At 43.7% G+C, this 20,994-nt stretch carries 18 protein-coding genes and 2 tRNA genes; 10 read left to right on the top strand and 10 right to left on the bottom strand.

Features of this window, described 5'->3' with window-relative positions; genetic code table 11:
- Positions 1-15: 15 nt before the first annotated feature.
- Entirely contained in the window at positions 16-2,262 is a 2,247-nt protein-coding gene (locus PHEP_RS02325; protein WP_012780641.1) for a TonB-dependent receptor, read from the bottom strand.
- Between the two features lie 122 nt (positions 2,263-2,384).
- Here PHEP_RS02325 and PHEP_RS02320 point away from each other — a divergent pair, with 122 nt between their 5' ends.
- Together PHEP_RS02320 and PHEP_RS02315 are read left to right on the top strand one after the other, a co-directional pair.
- Positions 2,385-3,047: a metal-dependent transcriptional regulator gene (locus tag PHEP_RS02320; protein ID WP_012780640.1), complete on the top strand. Its 663-nt coding sequence runs from the start codon at positions 2,385-2,387 to the stop codon at positions 3,045-3,047.
- 51 nt (positions 3,048-3,098) lie between these two features.
- Positions 3,099-4,385, top strand: coding sequence for a DUF2130 domain-containing protein (locus PHEP_RS02315; protein ID WP_036675108.1), 1,287 nt, complete (start codon positions 3,099-3,101; stop codon positions 4,383-4,385).
- On the opposite strand, the gene rlmF is transcribed toward PHEP_RS02315, so the two are convergent.
- The gene (gene rlmF, locus PHEP_RS02310; protein ID WP_012780638.1) at positions 4,382-5,326 is read right to left on the bottom strand and encodes a 23S rRNA (adenine(1618)-N(6))-methyltransferase RlmF; all 945 of its coding nucleotides are present in this window, start codon (positions 5,324-5,326) and stop codon (positions 4,382-4,384) included. The two genes, PHEP_RS02315 and rlmF, sit on opposite strands and share 4 nt — an antisense overlap.
- 95 nt (positions 5,327-5,421) lie before the next feature.
- Here rlmF and PHEP_RS02305 point away from each other — a divergent pair, with 95 nt between their 5' ends.
- The 4 genes from PHEP_RS02305 (at position 5,422) to PHEP_RS02290 (ending at position 6,819) form a co-directional block, all read left to right on the top strand.
- The gene (locus tag PHEP_RS02305) at positions 5,422-5,781 is read left to right on the top strand and encodes a diacylglycerol kinase family protein (protein WP_012780637.1); all 360 of its coding nucleotides are present in this window, start codon (positions 5,422-5,424) and stop codon (positions 5,779-5,781) included.
- Positions 5,771-6,496: a DNA repair protein RecO gene (recO, locus tag PHEP_RS02300; protein ID WP_012780636.1), complete on the top strand. Its 726-nt coding sequence runs from the start codon at positions 5,771-5,773 to the stop codon at positions 6,494-6,496. Before PHEP_RS02305 ends, recO begins: the two co-directional genes overlap by 11 nt.
- A gap of 125 nt (positions 6,497-6,621) precedes the next feature.
- Positions 6,622-6,696 (top strand) — tRNA-Val (locus PHEP_RS02295).
- 48 nt (positions 6,697-6,744) lie between these two features.
- Positions 6,745-6,819, top strand: a tRNA-Val gene (locus tag PHEP_RS02290).
- Between the two features lie 66 nt (positions 6,820-6,885).
- Here the strand turns inward: PHEP_RS02290 and PHEP_RS02285 are convergent.
- The 6 genes from PHEP_RS02285 to PHEP_RS02260 form a co-directional block, all read right to left on the bottom strand.
- Positions 6,886-7,797, bottom strand: a complete 912-nt coding sequence (locus PHEP_RS02285; RefSeq protein WP_012780635.1) for an endonuclease/exonuclease/phosphatase family protein — start codon at positions 7,795-7,797, stop codon at positions 6,886-6,888.
- A 2-nt stretch (positions 7,798-7,799) separates the two neighbouring features.
- On the bottom strand, positions 7,800-9,194 hold the full coding sequence (locus PHEP_RS02280) for an FAD-dependent oxidoreductase (RefSeq protein ID WP_036675438.1): 1,395 nt from the start codon (positions 9,192-9,194) through the stop codon (positions 7,800-7,802).
- 19 nt (positions 9,195-9,213) lie between these two features.
- Entirely contained in the window at positions 9,214-10,476 is a 1,263-nt protein-coding gene (locus tag PHEP_RS02275) for an MFS transporter (protein WP_036675106.1), read from the bottom strand.
- 143 nt (positions 10,477-10,619) lie between these two features.
- Entirely contained in the window at positions 10,620-11,096 is a 477-nt protein-coding gene (locus PHEP_RS02270) for an OsmC family protein (protein WP_012780632.1), read from the bottom strand.
- A 60-nt stretch (positions 11,097-11,156) separates the two neighbouring features.
- The gene (locus PHEP_RS02265; RefSeq protein ID WP_012780631.1) at positions 11,157-13,691 is read right to left on the bottom strand and encodes a phosphocholine-specific phospholipase C; all 2,535 of its coding nucleotides are present in this window, start codon (positions 13,689-13,691) and stop codon (positions 11,157-11,159) included.
- 148 nt (positions 13,692-13,839) lie between these two features.
- Positions 13,840-14,661: an NHL repeat-containing protein gene (locus tag PHEP_RS02260; RefSeq protein ID WP_012780630.1), complete on the bottom strand. Its 822-nt coding sequence runs from the start codon at positions 14,659-14,661 to the stop codon at positions 13,840-13,842.
- Positions 14,662-14,942: 281 nt separating this feature from the next.
- Here PHEP_RS02260 and PHEP_RS02255 point away from each other — a divergent pair, with 281 nt between their 5' ends.
- From PHEP_RS02255 to PHEP_RS02240, 4 genes are read left to right on the top strand one after another with little or no spacing between them, the layout of a single operon-like run.
- Positions 14,943-16,088 (top strand): glycoside hydrolase family 88/105 protein, encoded by a 1,146-nt coding sequence (locus PHEP_RS02255; protein ID WP_012780629.1) that lies wholly within the window; start codon positions 14,943-14,945, stop codon positions 16,086-16,088.
- A gap of 50 nt (positions 16,089-16,138) precedes the next feature.
- Positions 16,139-17,422: a PQQ-dependent sugar dehydrogenase gene (locus PHEP_RS02250; RefSeq protein WP_012780628.1), complete on the top strand. Its 1,284-nt coding sequence runs from the start codon at positions 16,139-16,141 to the stop codon at positions 17,420-17,422.
- Between the two features lie 6 nt (positions 17,423-17,428).
- Positions 17,429-17,878 carry a c-type cytochrome gene (locus PHEP_RS02245; RefSeq protein WP_012780627.1) on the top strand — a complete coding sequence of 150 codons (450 nt, stop codon included), beginning with the start codon at positions 17,429-17,431 and terminating at the stop codon, positions 17,876-17,878.
- The gene (locus tag PHEP_RS02240) at positions 17,878-19,110 is read left to right on the top strand and encodes a glycoside hydrolase family 88/105 protein (protein WP_012780626.1); all 1,233 of its coding nucleotides are present in this window, start codon (positions 17,878-17,880) and stop codon (positions 19,108-19,110) included. Before PHEP_RS02245 ends, PHEP_RS02240 begins: the two co-directional genes overlap by 1 nt.
- An 84-nt stretch (positions 19,111-19,194) precedes the next feature.
- On the opposite strand, the gene PHEP_RS02235 is transcribed toward PHEP_RS02240, so the two are convergent.
- Complete coding sequence (locus PHEP_RS02235) at positions 19,195-20,280, bottom strand: hypothetical protein (protein ID WP_012780625.1); 1,086 nt, start codon at positions 20,278-20,280, stop codon at positions 19,195-19,197.
- 2 nt (positions 20,281-20,282) lie between these two features.
- The gene (locus PHEP_RS02230) at positions 20,283-20,984 is read right to left on the bottom strand and encodes a fasciclin domain-containing protein (protein ID WP_012780624.1); all 702 of its coding nucleotides are present in this window, start codon (positions 20,982-20,984) and stop codon (positions 20,283-20,285) included.
- Positions 20,985-20,994: the final 10 nt, after the last annotated feature.

The following is a 20,994-nucleotide window of genomic DNA, read 5'->3' as shown; positions in this document are numbered from 1 at the left end:
AGGCAAACCTCCACATCATTTAATTGTCAATCTAATACCCAGAAAACCTCTTATATTTTGATTGGGCCCATAAACGTAAGTAGGATCGAAAGTCAGATGATAAGGGTTGTCTACCTCAGGATGTTTGTCAAACGGATCATTTGCACGCGCAATGATAAAAGGATTTCCCCTATTGGGTGTCCAGTTGAGTAGATTTTTCACCCCTCCATACAGCTCCATCTTTTTGAAACCAGTAAAAGTAAGCTGGATATTCTGAATGCTCCAGGTTGGAGAATATTCTTTTCTTGGATCCGTGTCACTCAATAAAGGCAGGCGCACCGGGCTGTAAATATTTCCGGTATAATCGACGTTCAGCTTAAGCGGAGAAATCTTATAGGAAACAGCCCAGTTACCGGAAAACTTTTCCGTCAGGATCTGTTGCTTTTTAAGCCCATGTTCATAAGTAGCAACGTCCTGATAGGTACCGCCAAAGATGATCTTTAGCCCATTGTTCAGGCTCAGATCCATATTTGCACTGAAACCTTTGCTTACCGCATGACCGTCCAGGTTGTCATAAATAATTTCATTGGGATTGCTGTCAAAATCACCAATGATCCGGTTATTGAAATAGGTATAAAAAGCCGAGGTTTCAATGCCAAAGAAAGTGCCGTTTTCCATATACATCTTTTTCAAAAAATTAAGGTTTACATTATAGGTCTTTTCAGGTTTCAGTTCATGGGCCACTTTTACTTCCCGGGCACCGATTAAAGCCGCATGGTCTTCCGTAAAAATGTTGACTACCCTGAAACCTGTACCAGCATTTAAACGCAGGATATTGTTATCGTTGATGCTCCATTTATAGGCCAGCCTGGGCGTAAATATATTTCCGTGTACAGAATTGTAATCGTAACGGAAGCCCGCAAGAAATTTATGCTTCGCGGCCAGGCTGATCTCGTCCTGAACAAAAAATCCGGGCAGCCAGGTATTGCTTTTTAAGTCCTGGTTCAATCCGGTTGTAGCCGGCGTATTGTCGTCGTAATAAGTATAGCGCAGTGCAGCGCCAAACAGCAGGTCGTGGTTCCGCAATTGCTTGTCCCAGGTTAGCTGGGCAAAGCCGATTTTCTGTTTGGCAATATAAGAGGTAGTTCCATACCTGCTATCCTGATTGTGCTCATTATAGGAAAAAGCAAGGAATAGTTTTTCAGCTGCCGGCAACTGGTAATTTCCGATCAGCTCCCAGCGGTTGGTATAAATGCTTTCCCCATACACCTGATCCCCACCCCGGTAAGATTTGTTCCATTGCATCTCGCCACCCCATCGGTCTTCATACACATACCTGCCACCCAATGTAAAGATCCGGTTGTACTTCCTTTTAAAATTCCATTTCTGAAATACCGAAATGCGGTCCTGCAGGGTCACATCGGTAAAGTTATCGTGGTTATGGTCTACGGGATGGCCATATTTAAAGTAATTTACACCGGTCAGCACATCTGTTTTTTTATTCGCTTTAAACTTAAAACCCAGATCGGCATTCCATTCCTGATAACTGGTAGTAAAAATATCAGCAGAAAATAAAGCGGCATTTTGCGGCTTTTTGGTAATGATATTGATTAAGCCCCCTACCGCCTCGCTTCCGTATAAGGACGATGCAGGCCCTTTAACAATCTCTATCTGTTCTACCAGTGAGTTCGGGATCCCCGAAAGTCCGTATACACTTGATAAGCTGCTTACAATAGGCATCCCATCAATCAGGATCATGGTGTAAGGGCCCTCCAGGCCATTGATATGAATGTCCCCGGTATTGCAGATGTTGCAGTTCAATTGCGGCCTTACACCGTTTACATTTTGAAGTGCCTCAAAAATACTTGGTGTAGGGTTTTTCCTAAAAAAAGCGGGGGTATATACTTCTACCGGAACAGGGCTTTCCAAACGCTTCACCTCTTTTAAAGTCCCCGTAACCACTACTTCATTCAGGTCGTTTTGAAAATTACTGAGGTCAAAATTCAGTGCCCTGTACTCATCTGCTTTCAATACAACTGATTTAAGTGTTTTTCTAAAACCAATTGCAGTGGCCTGAACTTGATATGTACCCGCGGCAATTTTGCTAAAAACATAATTTCCCATACTGTCTGTTTTTGTAGCCAGAGTGCTGCCCTGCAAAATCAGGGTAACCGCCTGGAGCGGCTGGCCTTCGGAAATGACCTGTCCGCCTATACTGCCCGATTGGGCTGAAGCAGACAGGAAATAACTAACAAAAAGAGCAAAAGTAAGGACAATACGCATATTTTTTATTTATCTAATTTAAAATTCAATTTTACAAAACTATTAAAGTTAGATAAACCTAACAAATATAATTTGACATATTTAATATTTTATTAAAAGAAAATTTCATCTAAGTTTGCAGCATGCTATCCTATACTGAAGAAAACTATTTAAAGGCCCTGTTGATGTTGAGTTTCCAGAACGAAGAACGACCGGAAGCAGGTACGAACGAAATGGCGGCGCACCTGGGCGTAAAACCAGCCACAGCTACCGATATGCTAAAAAAGCTGAAAGAAAAGGAGCTGGTAAGCTATCAGAAATACGGAAAGATATTGCTGACAGAACTGGGCAGAAATAAAGGTATTGCCATATTGAGGAAACACCGGCTCTGGGAAACCTTTCTGTATGAAAAACTGGATTTTAGCTGGGATGAGGTACATGAAGTAGCCGAACAACTGGAACATATCCACTCGGCCAAACTGGTAGACAAACTCGAAGAGTTCCTGAATTTTCCTGAATTCGATCCTCACGGAGACCCTATTCCGAAGGCTAACGGAGATATCCCTATAGTGGACAAGATTTTACTTGCAGAAGTAAGGGCCGGAGAAACCTGCAAAGTTGTAGCCGTTAAAGATACCTCCGTTCTTTTTTTACAGTACCTGGAAAAACTAAAGATCACCATAGGCACAAAAATAAAAGTACTGGAAGTGATAGATTTTGATGGTTCATTGAACATACAGATTGAAAAAGAAGAATCCAGAAGTGTATCTATGAAATTTGGCGAAAGCCTTTTTGTAAAGAGATAGTCGTAAATTTGTATTGATCTGATAGCGTTAAATTCCTATAACACCGAATATATGTCGACAGAAATAAAGTGCCCTAATTGCTCACATACTTTCCCTATTGAGGAAGTCATGGCAGAGGAGTATAAGAAAGACCTTCGCGAAAAGATGGTATCTTTTACCAAACAAAAGGATGAGGAATACAGCAAAAAACTGAATGAGTTTGCCCAGCAGCAAAAGCAACAGGAACAGGCTTTTGAACTGCAGAAAAAACAACAGGCCCAGCTTTTTGAACAAAAGCTGGAAGAAGAAAAAAAACAGTTACAGCATATACTAGAAGAGAATTTACGTAAAAGTATTGCAGCTGATTTTGAGAACAAGCTGCAAATGCTCGATAACGCGAATAAAGATAGCGAAGAAAAACTAAAGCTGGCCCGCTCAAAAGAACTGGACTTCCTGAAAAAAGAACAGGCCATGAAGGAGCGGGAAGCCGAGATGGAACTGCAGATCCAGCGCAAACTGCAGGAACAACGGGCAGAAATGGTAGAGCAGATCCGTAAACAGGAGGCAGAAAAAACCAGCCTAAAGGATACAGAACACCAGCTGAGGGTAAAAGAACTGGAAAAGCAGCTTGACGATCAGAAGAAACTTGCAGAAGAGATGAAGCGCAAAGCTGAACAAGGTTCTATGCAGCTACAGGGCGAAGTACAGGAACTGATCCTGGAAGAATTGTTACGCAACGCCTTTCCCTTCGACCTGGTTACTGAAGTTGGTAAAGGCGTAAGGGGTGCAGATTGCGTGCACCACATCAGGAACCAGTTTGGACAGGAATGTGGTAAGATCATCTATGAAAGTAAACGTACCAAGGACTTCTCGCTGGAATGGATTGAAAAGCTGAAAAGGGACATGCGCAGTATGGGCGTGGATGTAGCCGTAATTGTAACACAGGCATACCCTAAAGGAATGGATTGTTTTGGAGAAAAAGATGGGGTATGGATCTGTTCTTTTGATGAAGTAAAGGCCGTTTCCTATATCTTAAGGGATGGCATCGTTAAACTCTTCAGCGCCGCAAAATCACAGGAAAACAGGGGCGATAAAATGCATATGTTATACGATTACCTGACCAGTAATGAGTTTTCTGAACAATGGAAGGCCATACGTGAAGGCTTCATGAGCATGAAACTTTCCATTCAGCGGGAGCGCGATGCTATGGAAAAACTATGGAAAGCCAGGGAAAAACAACTTGAAAAGGTGATGCTGAATGCCGCCCACATCCGTGGTTCTATTGAAGGTATTGCCGGTACAGACAGTATCCAGCTGAGCCTGACAGATGAGGACGATGAACCCTTAATGCTCGACTAGCGCCACCTTGTTCCCATCCACTGCTGCTGTGCGGCTTCAGTTAAAAAGCTCCAGGCCACAAAACGGCTGATCTTTTGGCCCTGTGCCATCTCTATTGTTTTTACCTGCAAAGCCCCGGCACCCTGAAGCGCTTTATAGATAAAAGACAGGTTACTGCTTTTTGAAACCAGGCTGCTAAACCAAAGGCACTGATTGGCAATAGCCATGCTGTCATTGATCATATTTCTGATGAAGGCGAGTTCTCCACCATCATACCACAATTCAGCCTGCTGGCCCCCAAAATTCAGCACCGTTTCTTTTCCTGTATGTTTGCCCAGATTTTGCAGTTTTCTTTTGGTCCCTGATTGCGCTTCAGCTGCCGAAGCATGAAAAGGTGGATTGCACATCGTAAAGTCGAATAGCTCTCCCGGCTTTACAATACCCTTAAAAATATCTTTTGGGTTAGGCTGCAGTCTGCAACTTACAGCACCGGTCAGCAAAGAATTCGCCGCAACAATAGCTTTAGCCGTCTTAATGGCTCCCTGGTCTGTATCCGAACCTACAAAACTCCATCCGTATTCCCGCAGTCCAATAATCGGATAAATACAATTTGCACCAATGCCGATATCCAGGCCTTTTACACGGTTGCCTTTTGGCACAATTCCCTTATTATTCCGGGCAAGCAGATCTGCCAGGTAATGCACATAATCTGCCCTGCCCGGAATAGGCGGACACAGATAATTTGCTGGAATATCCCAGTTGTCAATTCCATAAAAATGTTTTAACAGCGCTTTATTCAATAGCTTAACCGCTACCGGATCAGAAAAATCGATAGATTCGCCGCCATAGGAATTGACAGCAACAAATGGATACAACTCCGGTAAGGTTTTGATCAGTTCAGGGAAATTATATCTTGAACGGTGTTTATTTCTTGGATGCAGGATGGTTTTTTCTTCAGACATTCCTTTTAAAAATTAACCAAAGATAAAGCTTCTGTACAAACAATTGGATATGTAAGAAAGCATGCCTTACTTTGTAATCCTAATCTGTCTTTAAGATGCAAAAATTTATTAAAAGCTTCAGCTATGCATTTTCAGGTATTGCTTACGCTTTTAAAACGCAGTTTAATTTTAAGTTCCACGTAGTAGCGGTGCTTATTGCGGGCATTGCAGGCTGGTATTTTCAATTGGCATCCGGCGAATGGCTCTGGCTGATCGCTGCATCGGGCCTGGTGATCGTTGCTGAACTGTTTAATACAGCCATAGAAGTACTGGTGGATCTCGTTTCGCCTGCCTATCATGAAAAAGCCAGGATAGTGAAAGATGTGGCCGCAGCGGCAGTATTGCTGGCTGCAGGTACTGCTTTAATTATAGGCCTCGTCATATTCATTCCAAAGCTGCTTGATCATGTTGCATAAAACCAGGGGCATTGTTTTAAAAACCACTTTATACAGTGAAAGCAGTGTGATCGTGCAGATTTTTACAGAAAAATTCGGCATACAATCTTATATCATCAATGGAGTTAAAAAACCGAGGGCCAAAATCAGTATGAACATGTTACAGCCCCTGCACCTGGTAGACATGATTGTTTACCATAAGGCCAATACAAATATACAGCGTGTTTCAGCGCTCAGGCCATCCCCGGTTTTCCGCAGCATTCCTTACGACATCATTAAAAGTACCATTGTACTTTTCCTGAATGAAGTATTGTACAAAAGCATCAGGCAGCAAACCACGGATGAGCATTTATTTGATTTTATTTTTAATGCGATATGCTGGTTTGATGAAACAGAAGAATTAAACGTAAATTTTCATCTTTCTTTCCTATTAAAGCTTTCCCGTTTCCTGGGATTTGCACCAAGCACCCTAACCAAAAGTAACCAGAGTTTTTTCGATCTGCAAGAAGGGGAATTCAGATCTTCAGCCCCTGTGCATGCCCATTTCCTGGATAAAGACGATGCGGCATTATTTATTTCCCTGTTTTCTTTGCCTCTTGAAAAAATAAATGAAATAACCCTGGAAAACAAAACCAGACGATCCATCCTAGATAAAATACTGGTTTACTACACTTTACATACCGCGTCTTTTGGAGAAATCCGTTCGCACCAGGTCCTTGAGGATGTGCTCTCGTAAAAAACGATATCTTTTTTTGCAAAAATCATTTTAGGATGTATATTTGCAATCCCAAATCAAGGGGATCCTTGATATAAATTTACAGCATGCTCAGCTGGTTTTTTAAACAAATGAGCAGAACCAAGGGGAGATTAGCTCAGCTGGTTCAGAGCACCTGCCTTACAAGCAGGGGGTCACTGGTTCGAACCCAGTATCTCCCACAAAAACAGCCGCTCAGCTGTTTCAAATAAAAAAGAGCAGAACCCAGAGGGAGATTAGCTCAGCTGGTTCAGAGCACCTGCCTTACAAGCAGGGGGTCACTGGTTCGAACCCAGTATCTCCCACAATAAAAAAGCCTTTCAGCTATTCTGAAAGGCTTTTTTATTGCACCTTAATTTTCTCGGATCTGATCAGATCATCACTTCAGCAGATACAAAATAATGATCGCTTGGATACTTACCTTTAACGTTATCCTTTAAAATTCCTGCCGATTGAGCGGTTACCTCCCCCTTGCAAAAAATGAAATCTATCTTCTTTCCTTTTTTTGAATAGTTTTCACCCTGAAACTGATGAACAGTATATCCGGGTTCTGCTTCCCCATGCAAGGTGGTATAGATATCTTTCCATTTCGCTGATATCACCAGCTCATAAACCTTATTTTCGGCAGATGCATTAAAATCACCTGCCAGCAGCTGGGGGTAATCCCTTGGGTATTGCGCTGCATCTGCGAGCACCATCTCCATTTGTTTCTCTCTGGCCGGCTGGCTTTTATGGTCCAGGTGCAGATTGACTACCCTGAAATCTTTGCCCGATTGCCTGTCCTTCAGCCTTACCCAGTTGGCATTCCTGGCCCTGGCAGAATCCCAGGATAAACTGCCGGCCATAAGTGGGGTTTCAGACAACCAGTAACCACCAGCCGAGAGCAGTTCATATCTTTTTTCTGAAAAGAAGATGGGATTTTTGGCTATGCCATGATACCCGGTTGTAAAGGCATCCATTTCCGGGCCTTCAAAGCCAAAGGAAAAATAGCCTTTCAATGCCTTTTTTAGGTCCTCATTCTGGTTTCGCAATACTTCCTGCATGCAAATGATATCGGGCTTTTGCTGCAGCATAATTGCGGCACAAATCTCTTTACGGCCATTCCAGCCAAAACCTGCCTGCTCATCTTCAGGCAGATCGACCCGGATGTTGCAGGTCAGCATTTTATGCTTTCCGGCAGCAATGGCCGGCAGCAAAGGTTTAGCGGCATAGCCGAGCCTGCTTATTGCAGGGCTGGCAGCAAGCAGGCCGGCAGCCCTGATAAAATTTCTTCTTGAAACCATACTTATGAAGTGACCAGCTGTTTTGGATTCAGGTAAGCGCCCTTTTCCAGCAATTCAGCCTGCAATTCCGCCACATTCAACTGAGCAGGTAAAACGCCTTTTCTGATGCTCATTTTTGCAGCCCTTCCGGCAGCTTCACCCATCGCCATACAAGGTGCCATTACCCGGATGGCCGACATGGCCTCGTGGGTAGTAGAAATGCACCTGCCTGCCACAATCAGATTCTCTATCTTTTCCGGGATCAGTGAACGGTAAGGGATGTCGTAACAATCCCCGCACCAGGTGAGGGTACAGCCACCGCCTTCAGGATGGTGGATGTCCAAAGGATAGCTGGCCACCGCAACGGCATCATCAAAGCGCCGGCAAGCCAGAATATCATCAGCAGTCAACACATACTGCCCCACAATGCGACGGGTTTCCCTGATCCCCAAAAACGGGGCCATCTTGGTGAACACTGCCCGCTCAAAACCGGGTACATACTCATTCAGGTAACGCTGGATCTCCTCTACCTGTTTACGCCCTTCAATTTCCCCATAGGTTAAACTCTCCGGATTGGTACCATCCACACCGTTAATTCTGGACATATTGACCCATATTTCGCCCTCACGCAAACCGGTGATCAAAATCGTACGCTCAACCGGCAAATGATACCCAGCTTCCCGGGCCTTTTCCATCACACTCCGTAAGCCCACTACAATAAACTGGTTATTTTGTCCGAAATATTCAGCAGGGATAAAATCGGTTAAATAGGTACGGGGCTCCTGGGCAATAGACATCCGCAACTTTTCAGTATCCACGCCAGCCATACAGAACATTAAAGTTGGAGGCTGTGCACCGCCATGTTCATTGCCCTGCTCACAGGGCACCCCTGCTTTAAAGGCTACATCGGCATCGCCAGTACAATCAATTATAGTTTTGGCCAGGATAACTTCCCTGCCCGATTTACTTTCGATAATTACCCCTTTAATTGCGTTACCTTCCATAACCACACCCGCAAAAAATACATACAGCAAAACATTCACCCCACTATCCACCAGCATCTCCAGGCCCACATTTTTTACTGCTTCAGGTTCCACCAGGGTCAGGCTCATGTGCAGCGGACAAGGCCTGTGTTCACTGGCCGCATTTTTTTCTTTCAGGCGCGCTATAAACTTCTGCGGAATGCCTTTGATGATCTGGTTTCCTTTTTGTCCCAGAAAACCGAGTACCGGCAAACCTATCGTCATGTTACCCCCTACAAAACTCCGGCTATCGATCAGGGTAACCTTTAACCCATCTTCAGCAGCAGCCTGGGCTGCAATGATTCCTGAAGGGCCCCCACCAACCACCAATACATCAACGTCCAGGCGTACCGGCAAATCTCTGGCCGGCTCCGTAATCATCGTTCTATTTTCCATTTCCATTCTATTTTAAAACTTATGCTATACTATCCAATTTTGCCACAGCTACAGCCGGCTTCTCGGGCCTTACCATTGTCCACAGTATCAATACCGCAACCGGATGTAAGAAAGCCATGGCAATAAATATCTTTTCAGCACCCAATGTGCCCATAAACTGACCTACAAAATAATTAAAGCCTACTGCACCCAGGGCGCCAAAACCACCGGCAATACCCAAAACACTGGCTACATTTTTGACAGGAAAAGCTTCAGCTATAACCACGCTGATGGTAAATAACCAGCTTAAACAAGCTACCGCTACAATGCTAAAAATAAACAAGGTGACAAAGGGATTGGGAATATAAGGCGTAAGCACACAGAGCGGCGCCAATACAGCTACACTGGTCAGCATCACTTTTCTTGCCTTTAATGGTTCCTTTCCTTTTCTTACCATTCTGTCCGACCAGGCCGCTGTACCTATAGCCCCCAGGTCGGCCACCAGAAAGGGGATCCAGCCAAACATGCCCATTTGGGCAAGGGAAAAGCCAGATTGTTCCTGCAGATATCCGGGAAGCCAGAACAGGCAAAAATACCATACCGGATCACTTACAAACCTGATGAGCAAAATGCCCCATAAGCTTTTTCTTCCCCACAGCTGCTTCCAGGTAAAGGAAGGGCTTTCCTCAATTTTAGCAGTTCCGGCAGCTTCAAGGGCAATCTCCGCAGGCGGGTCGCGGTAAACCAACAGCCAGAGCAATGCAATGATCAGTCCAACCACCCCTGCAACAATAAATACAGTATGCCAGTTATAGGTAATGGCCAGCCAGGCTACCAATGGCGGGGCAATAATGGCACCTATGGAACTGCCTGCAACACAAAGACTATTGGCCGTAGCCCTCAGTTTGCCCGGAAACCAAACGGTAACCACCTTTAACTGTGCAGGAAAATTGGTGGGTTCTGACATCCCGAGTAAACCACGAAAAAAAGTAAACTGACCAAATGTCCTGGAAATACCGCCCCCAATACAGGCTACCGACCAGCCGATAATCCCTGCAAACATGACCTTTTTAGCGCCAAACCTGTCTACCAGCCAGCCCGAAACGGGATACATAATGGCATAACACACGGTAAAAATATTCAGGATAAGCGCATAGCCGCCATCGTTCAGCGCAAATTCTTTTTTAATAACCGGCTTAAGAATAGATACGATCTGCCTGTCAAAATAGTTAAATACGATGGCCAGAAATATGATAAAAATAATAAACCATCGCCGTTTATTCGGCATAAGTAGTGCAGGCATGTTCTAATCCGGTTAATATATCTGGTCCGCTTTAAAATTCCTGTTTAAAACTTTAAAGAAAGAATACCTAAAATAACTAAATTAAAACTTTTAAAACAAAATAAAATTAAACTAAACAAATTGAAAGCATATGTAGAACGAGGCTAACCGCGTTCTACAATACACTTAGGCTGGTGTTTGATGGGAAAGTTGCATGAATTGGCAATAAAGCACATTTTATTGGCCTGTTCGTGCAGGGCATTTGCCTTTTCAATTTGCGATGCATCGGTTATGACCACAACAGGATTTAAAGTAACTTCTGTAAAATGGCCGCTCCCATCAGGTTTTTCCAGCATACTCCCAATGGGTGTATCCTTGTATTCCATTACAATGATCTCCTGCTGTGAACACAGGTGCAGGTACCATAGCATATGGCAGGAAGACAGTGAGGCAAGCAAAAGGTCTTCCGGATTATGTTTCGTTTTATCACCCAGAAATGCAGAATCTGAAGAGCCCAGGATATCCGGCTTGTTGGCAATAGAAATAATGTAACTTCTGTCGTACGACCGGTAGTCCATTGTTCCCGAACCTTTATTCCCCGCCCATGTAAGTGTCGCCTGATATTGATGTACTTTAGCCATAAAGATGTTTTTATTGTTTCCACCAATTTAAACATTCTTCTTTATCAATGCTATAGTAAACTAAACAATTCCTCCCATAACCGGATCACTGAAACTGGCCACACCGGTTTCTACCCTTCCTGCATACCTTTGTACAAAATTTTCGGCGCCCTCTACGCTTAAACTAAAGTCGTACCAGCCATGCATCTGCTTCAGGTCCAGTACAATCTCCTGATTGCTGCCCGCAGCAATGTTCTTTTTAAGGTCATTTTTACGGTAACCCAGATCTTTAATCACTATGGCATAACTTTTTGATCGGTTTGCATTGATTACTTTTAACAGTACGTTACCGGTCAGCTTGCCATTTGCAGCCTCATATTCGCAATGCACTGTTAAATCCGGATTGTTACCCGAGCCTATATATTCCCGGTGATAACCATTTGGCCCATCGACTTTAAGGTGATATTTGCCATTTTCAAAGTTTGCCAGCGGCCAGCTGTAGGTTACTGTATCGCCAGCTACAGCGGCAAAAGCCCAGTTCCGGCACACCTGCGTACCCGTTTCGGCATCACTAAACGCAACAGGTGCATATACGGTAAAAGGAGAACCTGCAGCTTTTTTGCCAAAAACCGCATTACCAGCCTTAAACTTTATTTCAAAATTCTGCTTATCGGCCTGCAATTGTCCATCGGCATAAAGCTCATAAGGCAATGCGCAGGAAGGTCGTATCCCCTTTTCCTGTACCGACATAACCTTTCCGGAAAGCGGATTGGCCACATAAGCAGCAACATCTCCATTGCTTAGCTTTTTAAAGCCTGAAGGGTCGTCTTTAAATTTAGCATTATAAATGCTTTCCACCATAGCATCCCTTTTAAGAAAAGCTATCTGATCCGCTTTCTCCCCGTTAAAAGGCGTAAACACCGAAGTCAGGTCGCCGCATATCGCCCTGCGCCATTTACTGATGTTCTCAATTCTTATTTCTTTATTTAACTTCTTACTGAAAAAAACTTCCAGAAATTGCAGGGTAGATGTATGGTCAAATACTTCTGAACATACCCTGCCCCCCCTGCTCCATGGCGAAGCAATCAGCATAGGCACGCGAAAACCGAGACCAATAGGTGCTTCTCTTGCGGCCTTTTCCGGTATGCCCTGTTTAAGTTCATTGGCCAGCCTTACATGTTCTACCTCTGTATCAATCCCTGCAGATACCTTGCCGGTTCCAGCAACCTTATTGTCAGGGATAGAAAATGGTTTTACATGATCAAAATAACCATCATTTTCATCGTAAGTAGTGATAAAGATTGTTTTCTTCCAGACTTCCGGATTCTTGGTCAGGATGTCCAGTATTTCCGAAACATACCATGCGCCATACCAGGGCGCACTGGGATGATCCGAAAAATTCTGTGGTCCGGCCAGCCAGGATACGGCAGGCAATTTACCCGTATTCACATCTTTTCTGAACTGGTAAAGCACATCCCCCTTAGGCACGGTCACTTCACGTTTGGTGTCGCCGTCATTATAGCTTAAAGTGGTGATGCTGCGGTAATCCGGATCTCCTGAATTGATCACAAAAGCATTTTTAAACAGGCGCTTTTGCTTATCAGACAACTTATTGTACTCCTCCGTACTCCATTTTTTCAGTTCTGCAGCGGCATTGTCCAGCGCCTCCAGTTTATTTTTAAGATCGGCTTTTATCTTCTTTGCAGCGGCTTCACTTGAAGGGCTTGCTTCCTGCAGTTTATTGATCTCTTCAGGCAGGGTCTCTACCAGATTCTGCAGGTTTTTTACATAGCGTGATGAGAACTTAACATGGTAAGCAGCAAAAAACTCCAGCAGGTTACAGCCAAAATTGGCCAGCCAGGCACGCTCTTCGCCTTTATAACCGCCACCGCAGCTTAAGTCGTTCTGGTAAAAGCTCCATGGAATATTGTTTTCTTCCAGCAGCTCCGGGAAAGCGCGCCATGGCAATTTACCATAGCTAAAATCATCATTCCTGATGTTCACCTTTTGCAATCCATCCAGGTCATAACTGATTTTACCTGTCCAGAAAAAAGACCTGTTGGGTGTAGTGCTGGTCATTCCCGAACAAAAATTCTGGTCACAAACCGTAAAAGCATCTGCCATAGCATAGTTAAAAGGCAAATCCTCCCGGTTGTAGTGCCCTAAAGTTAAAGGCATGCCCGAATATTTTTTGTTGCCGGATTTTTTCGCGGTCAGCCAGCCATCGTACTTGCCTTTGTTATAAGCATCTACCTGGCTTGCCCGCGAATGCGGCAGGGAACCGATCCAGGTAACCTTAGAATCTTTAATGTTTAAGCGAAAAGGGGCATAAGTATTTCCTGCAGCATCGGTTTGCATCCATACAGGTTTTTTATTAGGTAAGGTAACTGCACGCGGATCGTTAAAACCCCTTACGCCCTGCAAGGTACCAAAACAATGGTCGAACGACCTGTTTTCCTGCATGAGTATCACAATATGTTCTGCATCAAGAAAGCTGCTGCCCAACCTGGGGTTAATGGCAAGTGCCCTTTGTATAGATGCGGGCAGCATAGTTGAAAGCCCGGCAGCACCGGATAGCAACAGGGATTTCCTGATAAATTCTCTTCTTGATTCCATAATTTGTGTTGTGTGTTTTGAAAACTTATTCTTAAATAAGAATTCTAATTTCACACTTTTAAATTACGAAACCATTTATTTAGTATAAAATTCTTGTTATATTTTATTAAAAAATATTAAATATACTTTACCAAAATTAAAATACCTGTTATTTTAACTGATAAGCCATTACACTCTTTTTCCAAAACGTAGGAATATAAACGATACGATTAACCGGATCATAACCGATATCAGCCGTATTCTTTTTTTCCAGGTGAAGATCCAGCAGCAGCTCGTATTTGCCGTCGGCATGCACATAATAAACATAACCACCCCAGCAGGAAAACAGCCAGTCGCCATTCCCAACCGGCTCTATACCATCGCCACCATTGGGCAGTTCAGCTATCCTGGTCAGTTTTTTATTTGCATCAGCCTTCCAAAGCGTTTTACCTCCGGCAATATACAGTTCATCACCCACTGCCTTTAGTCCATTCACGCCGTTCACATTTTCCATATATAAGGATACCTTATTGCCTTCAATCCGATGAATACGCTTGGTCCTCGAATCAGAAACATATACAATGCCCTTATCACTTACTGTAATGTCATTCAAAAATTTTGCACTGTCTACCGGTATTTTGAGTTTTACCTTTCCTTTCGCCATATCAATCACCACTACATCACTCAGGTCTGCAGCATATAGGGTATTCCCAAACCTGCCCAGTCCTTTTGGCGAATTTAAACCGGTGATCCAGTCATGATCAATCATTTTACCAGTAGTACTCAGCTTGGCAACGCCACCAATGCCGTCCTTATCGTTCGGATTATTGCCCATTACAGAAGCATACAGGATACCCGCTTTTATATCGGGCAAAACAGATTCTGGTAAATTGATCACACTGTCTGTTTCCCAAAGTTTTTCGAGGCTGTGCTGGGCCTTCAAACTCAGTGACGCAGTAACCATAAAAATAACGACAAGGTATTGTTTCATATTGGCTGAAATTAGAGATTAGGTAATTATTGTGTTAAAGTACATAATTTCTTAAAATTCGTGATTTGTTGTTACAATTGCCTGATCATCACCTAAAAAATATTGTCCGAATTTAGCCAGGTTATATGCAATCTTACCATTAATGGTAAATTATAGCCCCTAATGCCGCTATCCGGCCTAAACATGCCCCGGGCCGTTTTTAAACCCTCAAATAAACGGCTAACTTTAATTACATAAATAAACAACACAATAAGCAAAGAAGCTTAAACCGAGCAGTAATTATGAACAAAAATTCTATTTTAGGCATGGCCTGTCTTGCTTCCTCATTGATCCTGACGGGGATAGCAAGTACGCATGCACAATCAAAAGCGGCCGACTTAAAAAGCTGGCCTAAAGGCAGCTCCCCGAAAGAAATAGGAGCAAGAATAGCCGGACGTTTTGTAACCACCCCCCATTCTAACTTTAACCGCCCGGGGCCTCCTAAAGTAATTACCTATCCGGAAAGCTGTACCTGGTATGGTGCCCTTACCTTTGCCAAAGAAACCAGGGACGCTAAACTACTTGGACAGCTGAAAGACAGGTTTGAGCCGCTTTTTGGTGTAGAAGCTAAAATGATCCCGGTTCCGGACCATGTGGATTATAGTGTGTTCGGCGCTGTTCCGCTGGAACTGTACATGCAGACCAAGGACAAAAAATACCTTGACCTGGGCATTTCAATTGCGGATAAACAATGGGGACCACCGGAAGGCCCCAGGGTTAAACCTGAATCACACGAATTTTATAACAAAGGCTATACCTGGCAAACACGGCTCTGGATAGACGACATGTTCATGATCACCGCCTTACAGGCCCAGGCTTACCGTGCTACGGGCGACCAGAAGTACATAGACCGTGCAGCCAAAGAAATGGTATTTTACCTGGATGAGCTCCAAAAACCGAATGGCTTGTTCTACCACGCTCCCGATGTGCCTTACTACTGGGCACGTGGCGATGGCTGGATGGCAGTAGGCATGGCCGAATTGCTAAGGTCTGTACCAAAAAATAATCCCAATTATCAAAGGATCATGAAGGGCTATAAAGACATGATGGCCTCCCTGCTCAAATACCAGACCGAAGAAGGGATGTGGCGCCAGCTTATTGATAAGCCCGAATCATGGCCTGAAACTTCGGCTACCGGCATGTTCACCTTCGCATTTATCACCGGTGTAAAAAACGGATGGCTGGATAAAGAAGTTTATGGAAAAGCTGCCCGTAAAGCATGGCTTAAACTGATCACCTATATCAATGAAAACAACGACATTACAGAGGTTTGCGAAGGCACAAATAAAAAAGACGACCTGCAGTATTACCTGGACCGTAAAAGGAATATCGGGGATTTACACGGACAGGCACCTCTTTTATGGTGTGCAACTGCTTTATTACGTTAAATAACTATAAAAACCGGAGCAAAATGAATAGTTTTAATTAAAAAAATCAAATGAAAAAAATACTCATTATACCCGTTTTACTTAGTGCCCTCATTTTTTTTACCCTTTATGCCTTTAAAGACATTTCTGCACTGAGGGGGCCTAAACCTGACGCCGACAATGTAGGCTTAAAACTACCGGAAGGGTTCGGCGCTTTAAAAGTTGCCGATATAGGCGCCAAAGCAAGGCACCTGGTGGTTACCCCGCAAGGCACTATTTATGTGAAACTTGCCAGGGTAAAAGATGAAAAAGGGATCATCGTACTTAAAGAAAACAGTGAAGGCAGGGCCGAAATTACCGGTGGATTTGGCAATTATGGCGGCACCGGCATTTACATGAAAGATGGCTACCTTTACGCCTCTTCAAACAAAGAAGTATTCAGGTACAAGCTGAACGACAAAAATGAAGTCATCGATCCAAACAAACCTGAAATGATTGTTAAGGGCTTAAAAATGGGCCGCCAGCACGAAACCAAATCACTGGTACTGGACAATGACGGGAACATCTATGTGAACATCGGTGTGCCTTCAAACTCATGTCAGGAACAAGACCGGGGCCTCAGATCTAAAGGCATTCCAGGCTGCCCGCTGTTAGACTCTGCAGCAGGCATCTGGCAGTTTAAAGCCAGTAAACTGAACCAGAGCTATGCCGAAGGTGTACGTTATGCCACAGGCCTCAGAAATGTAGTAGGCCTGGACTGGAACCAGCAAAACAACCAGCTTTTTGTAATGCAGCATGGCCGCGATAACCTGAACAGCTCATGGCCGGAACTTTATGATACCAAAGAATCGGCAGAACTGCCTGCAGAATGCCTGTATGCCCTAAAAAAAGGCGACAATGCCGGCTGGCCCTTTATGTATTACGATGGCATACAACATAAAAAAATTGTTGCGCCTGAATACGGGGGTGACAAGAAAAAAGAAGCAGATCCAAAATATTTAGAACCTGCCAGGGCCTACCCGGCGCACATGGCACCTAATGGTTTATTGTTTTATACCGGCAACATGTTCCCGGCAAAATATAAAAACGGGGCCTTTATTGCTTTCCATGGTTCATGGAACCGTGCACCAGAACCTCAAAAAGGTTTCTTTGTGGTTTTCCAACCATTTAAAGATGGTAAACCGTCGGGCGACTGGGAAATATTTGCAGACAATTTTGCGGGTACGCCGGAGAAAGCGGCAATGAATAAAGCCGACCATCGCCCATGCGGACTGGCTCAGGGTGCCGACGGCTCACTTTATGTAACAGATGATTCCAAAGGAGTGATCTATCGCATCCTATACAACAAGAAATAAACAGCAATGAAAAAAATTTTATTGACCTTATTGATCTTAAGCGCAGCCGGCTTACAGTTATCTGCGCAGACAAAAGGGAAGAAAACAACTGCCGCTAAACCACAAATGGCTACAGCGGCAGTTATGGCCAACGGAAAAAAGATTTACAATAAATACTGCCTGGCCTGCCATATGGCAGATGGTGCAGGTGTACCCAACATGAACCCGCCATTGAGCAAAACGTCTTATGTGCTGGGCGACAAAACCAGGCTCATCAAAGTAATTTTGAACGGATTGGCTACAGGTGAAGAAATAGATGGAGAGACCTATACCAATGTGATGCCTGCGCATAACTTTTTAACAGACCAGGAAATTGCCGATGTATTGAGTTTTGTGAGAAATAGTTTTGAGAATAAGGCAGCAGCCATCTCTATGCAGGAAGTAAAAGCCATAAGGGCAAAAAACACAAAAAAATAATGAAAAAAACCTGTCTATTCCTGCTTGCATCTTTAAGCTCAGGCAGCATTTTTGCACAAAGCAACACAGAAGCGGTTGTCCGTAAGGTGGCCGATAACATCATCGCAAACACTTCATTTAAATTTGTAAATACAAAAACCAATGAAACTTACGAATCTACAAAGGGACTTGCATCTTCGCCCGACATTAAAGTAGCCAGCAAGTTTAACAAATGGATGTATGTGAACGGGGTGCTCACTATCGGCATGATCCAAATGGCCGATGTGCTGAAAGATAAAAAGTATGCCGATTACTCCTTACATAACTTTGAATTCATTTTTAACAATCTAAGTTATTTTGAGACCCTGTACAAGGCAAAAAACCCCAGGACTGAATTTGGCGCTGTCTTTAACATCACCAATTTAGATGCCTGCGGTGCTATGGGGGCCGGTCTTTCTGATGTAAATGGCCTGGCCAATAAACCGGAATATAAAGCTTACCTGCAAAGGGCTGCCGATTATATTTCCAACAAACAGCTGCGCCTGACCGACGGAACGCTGGCACGGCCCAACCCACGTTACAGGACCATGTGGGCCGACGACTTGTTCATGAGTGTACCCCTGCTGGCAAGAATGGGGAAAGTTACAGGCGACAGCAAGTATTTTGATGATGCCATCAAGCAGGTTGAAAGCTTTAATAAATACCTGTACGATACCAATACAGGTTTGTTTTTTCACAACTATTATGAAGATGTAAACCTGCAGGGCGTAGGCCACTGGGGCCGTGCCAACGGCTGGCTTGCAGTGGCACAGGCGCAGCTGCTAGATCAGCTGCCGGCCAACCATCCTAAAAGACCGGAATTGATCAAACTCCTGTTGCGCCAGATCTCTGGATTTGCACGTTACCAGGACCAGACTGGCTTATGGCATCAGCTGCTTGACAAGCCCGACTCTTACCTGGAAACCTCTGTAACGGCCATGTACATTTATACAGTGGCCCATGCGGTAAACCAGGGATGGATCCATCCGAAATATATTTCCATAGCCAATGAAGGCTGGAAAGGGCTGGTTACCAAAATTACTCCCGATGGTCAGATGCAGGATGTTTGCATCGGCACCAATATGGACGAAGCCCTTAAGTTTTACTATACGCGCCCCACAGAATTGAATGATACACACGGTTTAGGGGCATTTTTACTGGCCGGAACAGAAATGGTTATTGCAGAGCGAAATGCTGCAAAAGATAAAAAGTAAACAGCAAGCTGTTTAAAGCAAAAGCGGCCTGGATCTATGGATCCAGGCCGCTTTTCATTTGAAAATTTTAACGAATCTCCTGTTCTATTTCAGAATCGTTCCATCGTTAGAAATGAATACACTGTTTACAAACCCAACGGTACCGGTTTCGTTGGCGTTAGCCTTACCAGGGTAAGCAATCTGAAAACGACTAGCCAATGGAGCTTCGAAACCAGGATAAGTTGTTTTACAGTAAGCGAGCCAATCTTTAATGCCATTGCTCGAGAACCATTGCACCCCATCAACATAGGTAGTGAATACATTATTTGCGTCAATTGCAAAAGCTATACTTTTTTCTACACCCGCCAAGGATTTAAATATCGGGCTTTTTCCCTTTACCGGATTGATCAATGGCAGCGGATTTGGCAATACAGCTGTATTGGTGCTAAATACGGATTTATTGGCTGCAGGTACAAATGTTTCATACCTGATCTGATAGCTGTCCGTCGTAGCCGGATCAACTGTTGGATAATATTCCCATCTGATCTCTCTCAGGAAAGGATAATCGGTATGTGTTGAAGGCTGTTTAAAAAACAGCGAGATGATAACTGGCTGTCCGGCTCTGAAAAATGTTTTCCAACCCAGTTTAGTACGTATTGAAAAAGGTATTTTCAAGTCGGCCAGGTTCAGATCCCTTCTTAAAATTGCAGTCTTACTAGCAGTTATCGCCGTAAGTTCCATAATACTTTTTAAGGGGTCGTTATCCAAAATCTGATTGGCAGTAGCATCCGCAATAGACCAGCCGTTTCCGTCAAAAGCGAATTTACTTTGAAACTCATCAAAGAAATACCTGGTTACTTTCAGGTTTGTAGAACGTGAAGTGGTTTTACCATTCAGATCAGCCGTAGCTGTAACGGTATAGTCGCCAACCGCTGCCGGCGCAATCCACAGGTTTTCAAATAAATTCTGGGTACGCCAGCCATCAAATGTTCCACCGGTTGCTTCCCATTTATAGGAAAGTTTGGTATTGTCACTGCCTTGTGTTCCGGCCCATACTTTTACCTTTTCCCCAAAATAAAACTCTTCTCCGGCCTTACTTAAAGTTACAATTTCAACTTTGTCATCTTTTTTACACGACACTGCAACTATGCAAAGTATCATGAATATGCCTGTATGATATAACTTTCTCATAATTATTTATTATTGATAATATCTTTTCTGGTTGGTGCACTAAAATAACGGTCCATTACATGAACCACGCCATTGGTAGCATGCAAGTCTGGTGTACGGGGCCTGTTTTCGCCTGTTCCGCCAACATAATTATTAATAAACAAGTAGCCGTCCCTGCTGGCCTGCATATAGATCCAGACTTTTGCAGAATCATTTGTTGCACTTAAACCATAAGTATCAACCCATTTCCCAATTGAATTTAGGTTCTTAAAGTCATAAGTACCTTTTAATACGTGGTACTTCAGCCAGGCAGCAATCCTGTCAACAGAATACTGGCTCCAGTCGGATCCTTTAACGGTCTGGTTGTAAGTCGGACTTGTCGGATCGGTATCCAAAAACTGATTTCTTGAATAGTAACTGTTGGCACTTTCAATATTAGTTGTTGCATTATTTGTAAGCAGCAAATAAGTGTTGCCAGATTCCGTATACATCGGTTTTACATCCTTATAATTCGGGTTTTTATCTACGTATTCAATGGCCTCCAGCATTCCCGAAAACAGATCGGGACGTGATTTCATAAAATCCATCACATTTGAATTTAATTTATTATCATAATATGACGGTACGTACTTATCATTTTTTTGTAGCGGTAGCTTATCACATGCAGCAAATGCTAAGCACGAAATGATGACTGCCGGCGCGATTAGTTTTTTAATAGTTTTCATCAGTATATAT

This window comes from Pedobacter heparinus DSM 2366 (assembly GCF_000023825.1).
GTDB lineage: Bacteria > Bacteroidota > Bacteroidia > Sphingobacteriales > Sphingobacteriaceae > Pedobacter > Pedobacter heparinus.
The sequence above is the reverse complement of the archived record's forward strand: the minus strand, read 5'-3'. Positions and strand labels throughout refer to the sequence as shown.

Coding starts and splice junctions, on each gene's coding strand:
- PHEP_RS02325 (WP_012780641.1), bottom strand. CDS start 2,262: ATGCGTATTGTCCTTACTTTTGCTCTTTTTGTTAGTTATTTCCTGTCT.
- PHEP_RS02285 (WP_012780635.1), bottom strand. CDS start 7,797: ATGGTTTCAAGAAGAAATTTTATCAGGGCTGCCGGCCTGCTTGCTGCC.
- PHEP_RS02280 (WP_036675438.1), bottom strand. CDS start 9,194: ATGGAAAATAGAACGATGATTACGGAGCCGGCCAGAGATTTGCCGGTA.
- rlmF (WP_012780638.1), bottom strand. CDS start 5,326: ATGTCTGAAGAAAAAACCATCCTGCATCCAAGAAATAAACACCGTTCA.
- recO (WP_012780636.1), top strand. CDS start 5,771: ATGTTGCATAAAACCAGGGGCATTGTTTTAAAAACCACTTTATACAGT.
- PHEP_RS02255 (WP_012780629.1), top strand. CDS start 14,943: ATGAACAAAAATTCTATTTTAGGCATGGCCTGTCTTGCTTCCTCATTG.
- PHEP_RS02235 (WP_012780625.1), bottom strand. CDS start 20,280: ATGAGAAAGTTATATCATACAGGCATATTCATGATACTTTGCATAGTT.
- PHEP_RS02315 (WP_036675108.1), top strand. CDS start 3,099: ATGTCGACAGAAATAAAGTGCCCTAATTGCTCACATACTTTCCCTATT.
- PHEP_RS02320 (WP_012780640.1), top strand. CDS start 2,385: ATGCTATCCTATACTGAAGAAAACTATTTAAAGGCCCTGTTGATGTTG.
- PHEP_RS02250 (WP_012780628.1), top strand. CDS start 16,139: ATGAAAAAAATACTCATTATACCCGTTTTACTTAGTGCCCTCATTTTT.
- PHEP_RS02260 (WP_012780630.1), bottom strand. CDS start 14,661: ATGAAACAATACCTTGTCGTTATTTTTATGGTTACTGCGTCACTGAGT.
- PHEP_RS02265 (WP_012780631.1), bottom strand. CDS start 13,691: ATGGAATCAAGAAGAGAATTTATCAGGAAATCCCTGTTGCTATCCGGT.
- PHEP_RS02230 (WP_012780624.1), bottom strand. CDS start 20,984: ATGAAAACTATTAAAAAACTAATCGCGCCGGCAGTCATCATTTCGTGC.
- PHEP_RS02275 (WP_036675106.1), bottom strand. CDS start 10,476: ATGCCTGCACTACTTATGCCGAATAAACGGCGATGGTTTATTATTTTT.
- PHEP_RS02240 (WP_012780626.1), top strand. CDS start 17,878: ATGAAAAAAACCTGTCTATTCCTGCTTGCATCTTTAAGCTCAGGCAGC.
- PHEP_RS02270 (WP_012780632.1), bottom strand. CDS start 11,096: ATGGCTAAAGTACATCAATATCAGGCGACACTTACATGGGCGGGGAAT.
- PHEP_RS02305 (WP_012780637.1), top strand. CDS start 5,422: ATGCAAAAATTTATTAAAAGCTTCAGCTATGCATTTTCAGGTATTGCT.
- PHEP_RS02245 (WP_012780627.1), top strand. CDS start 17,429: ATGAAAAAAATTTTATTGACCTTATTGATCTTAAGCGCAGCCGGCTTA.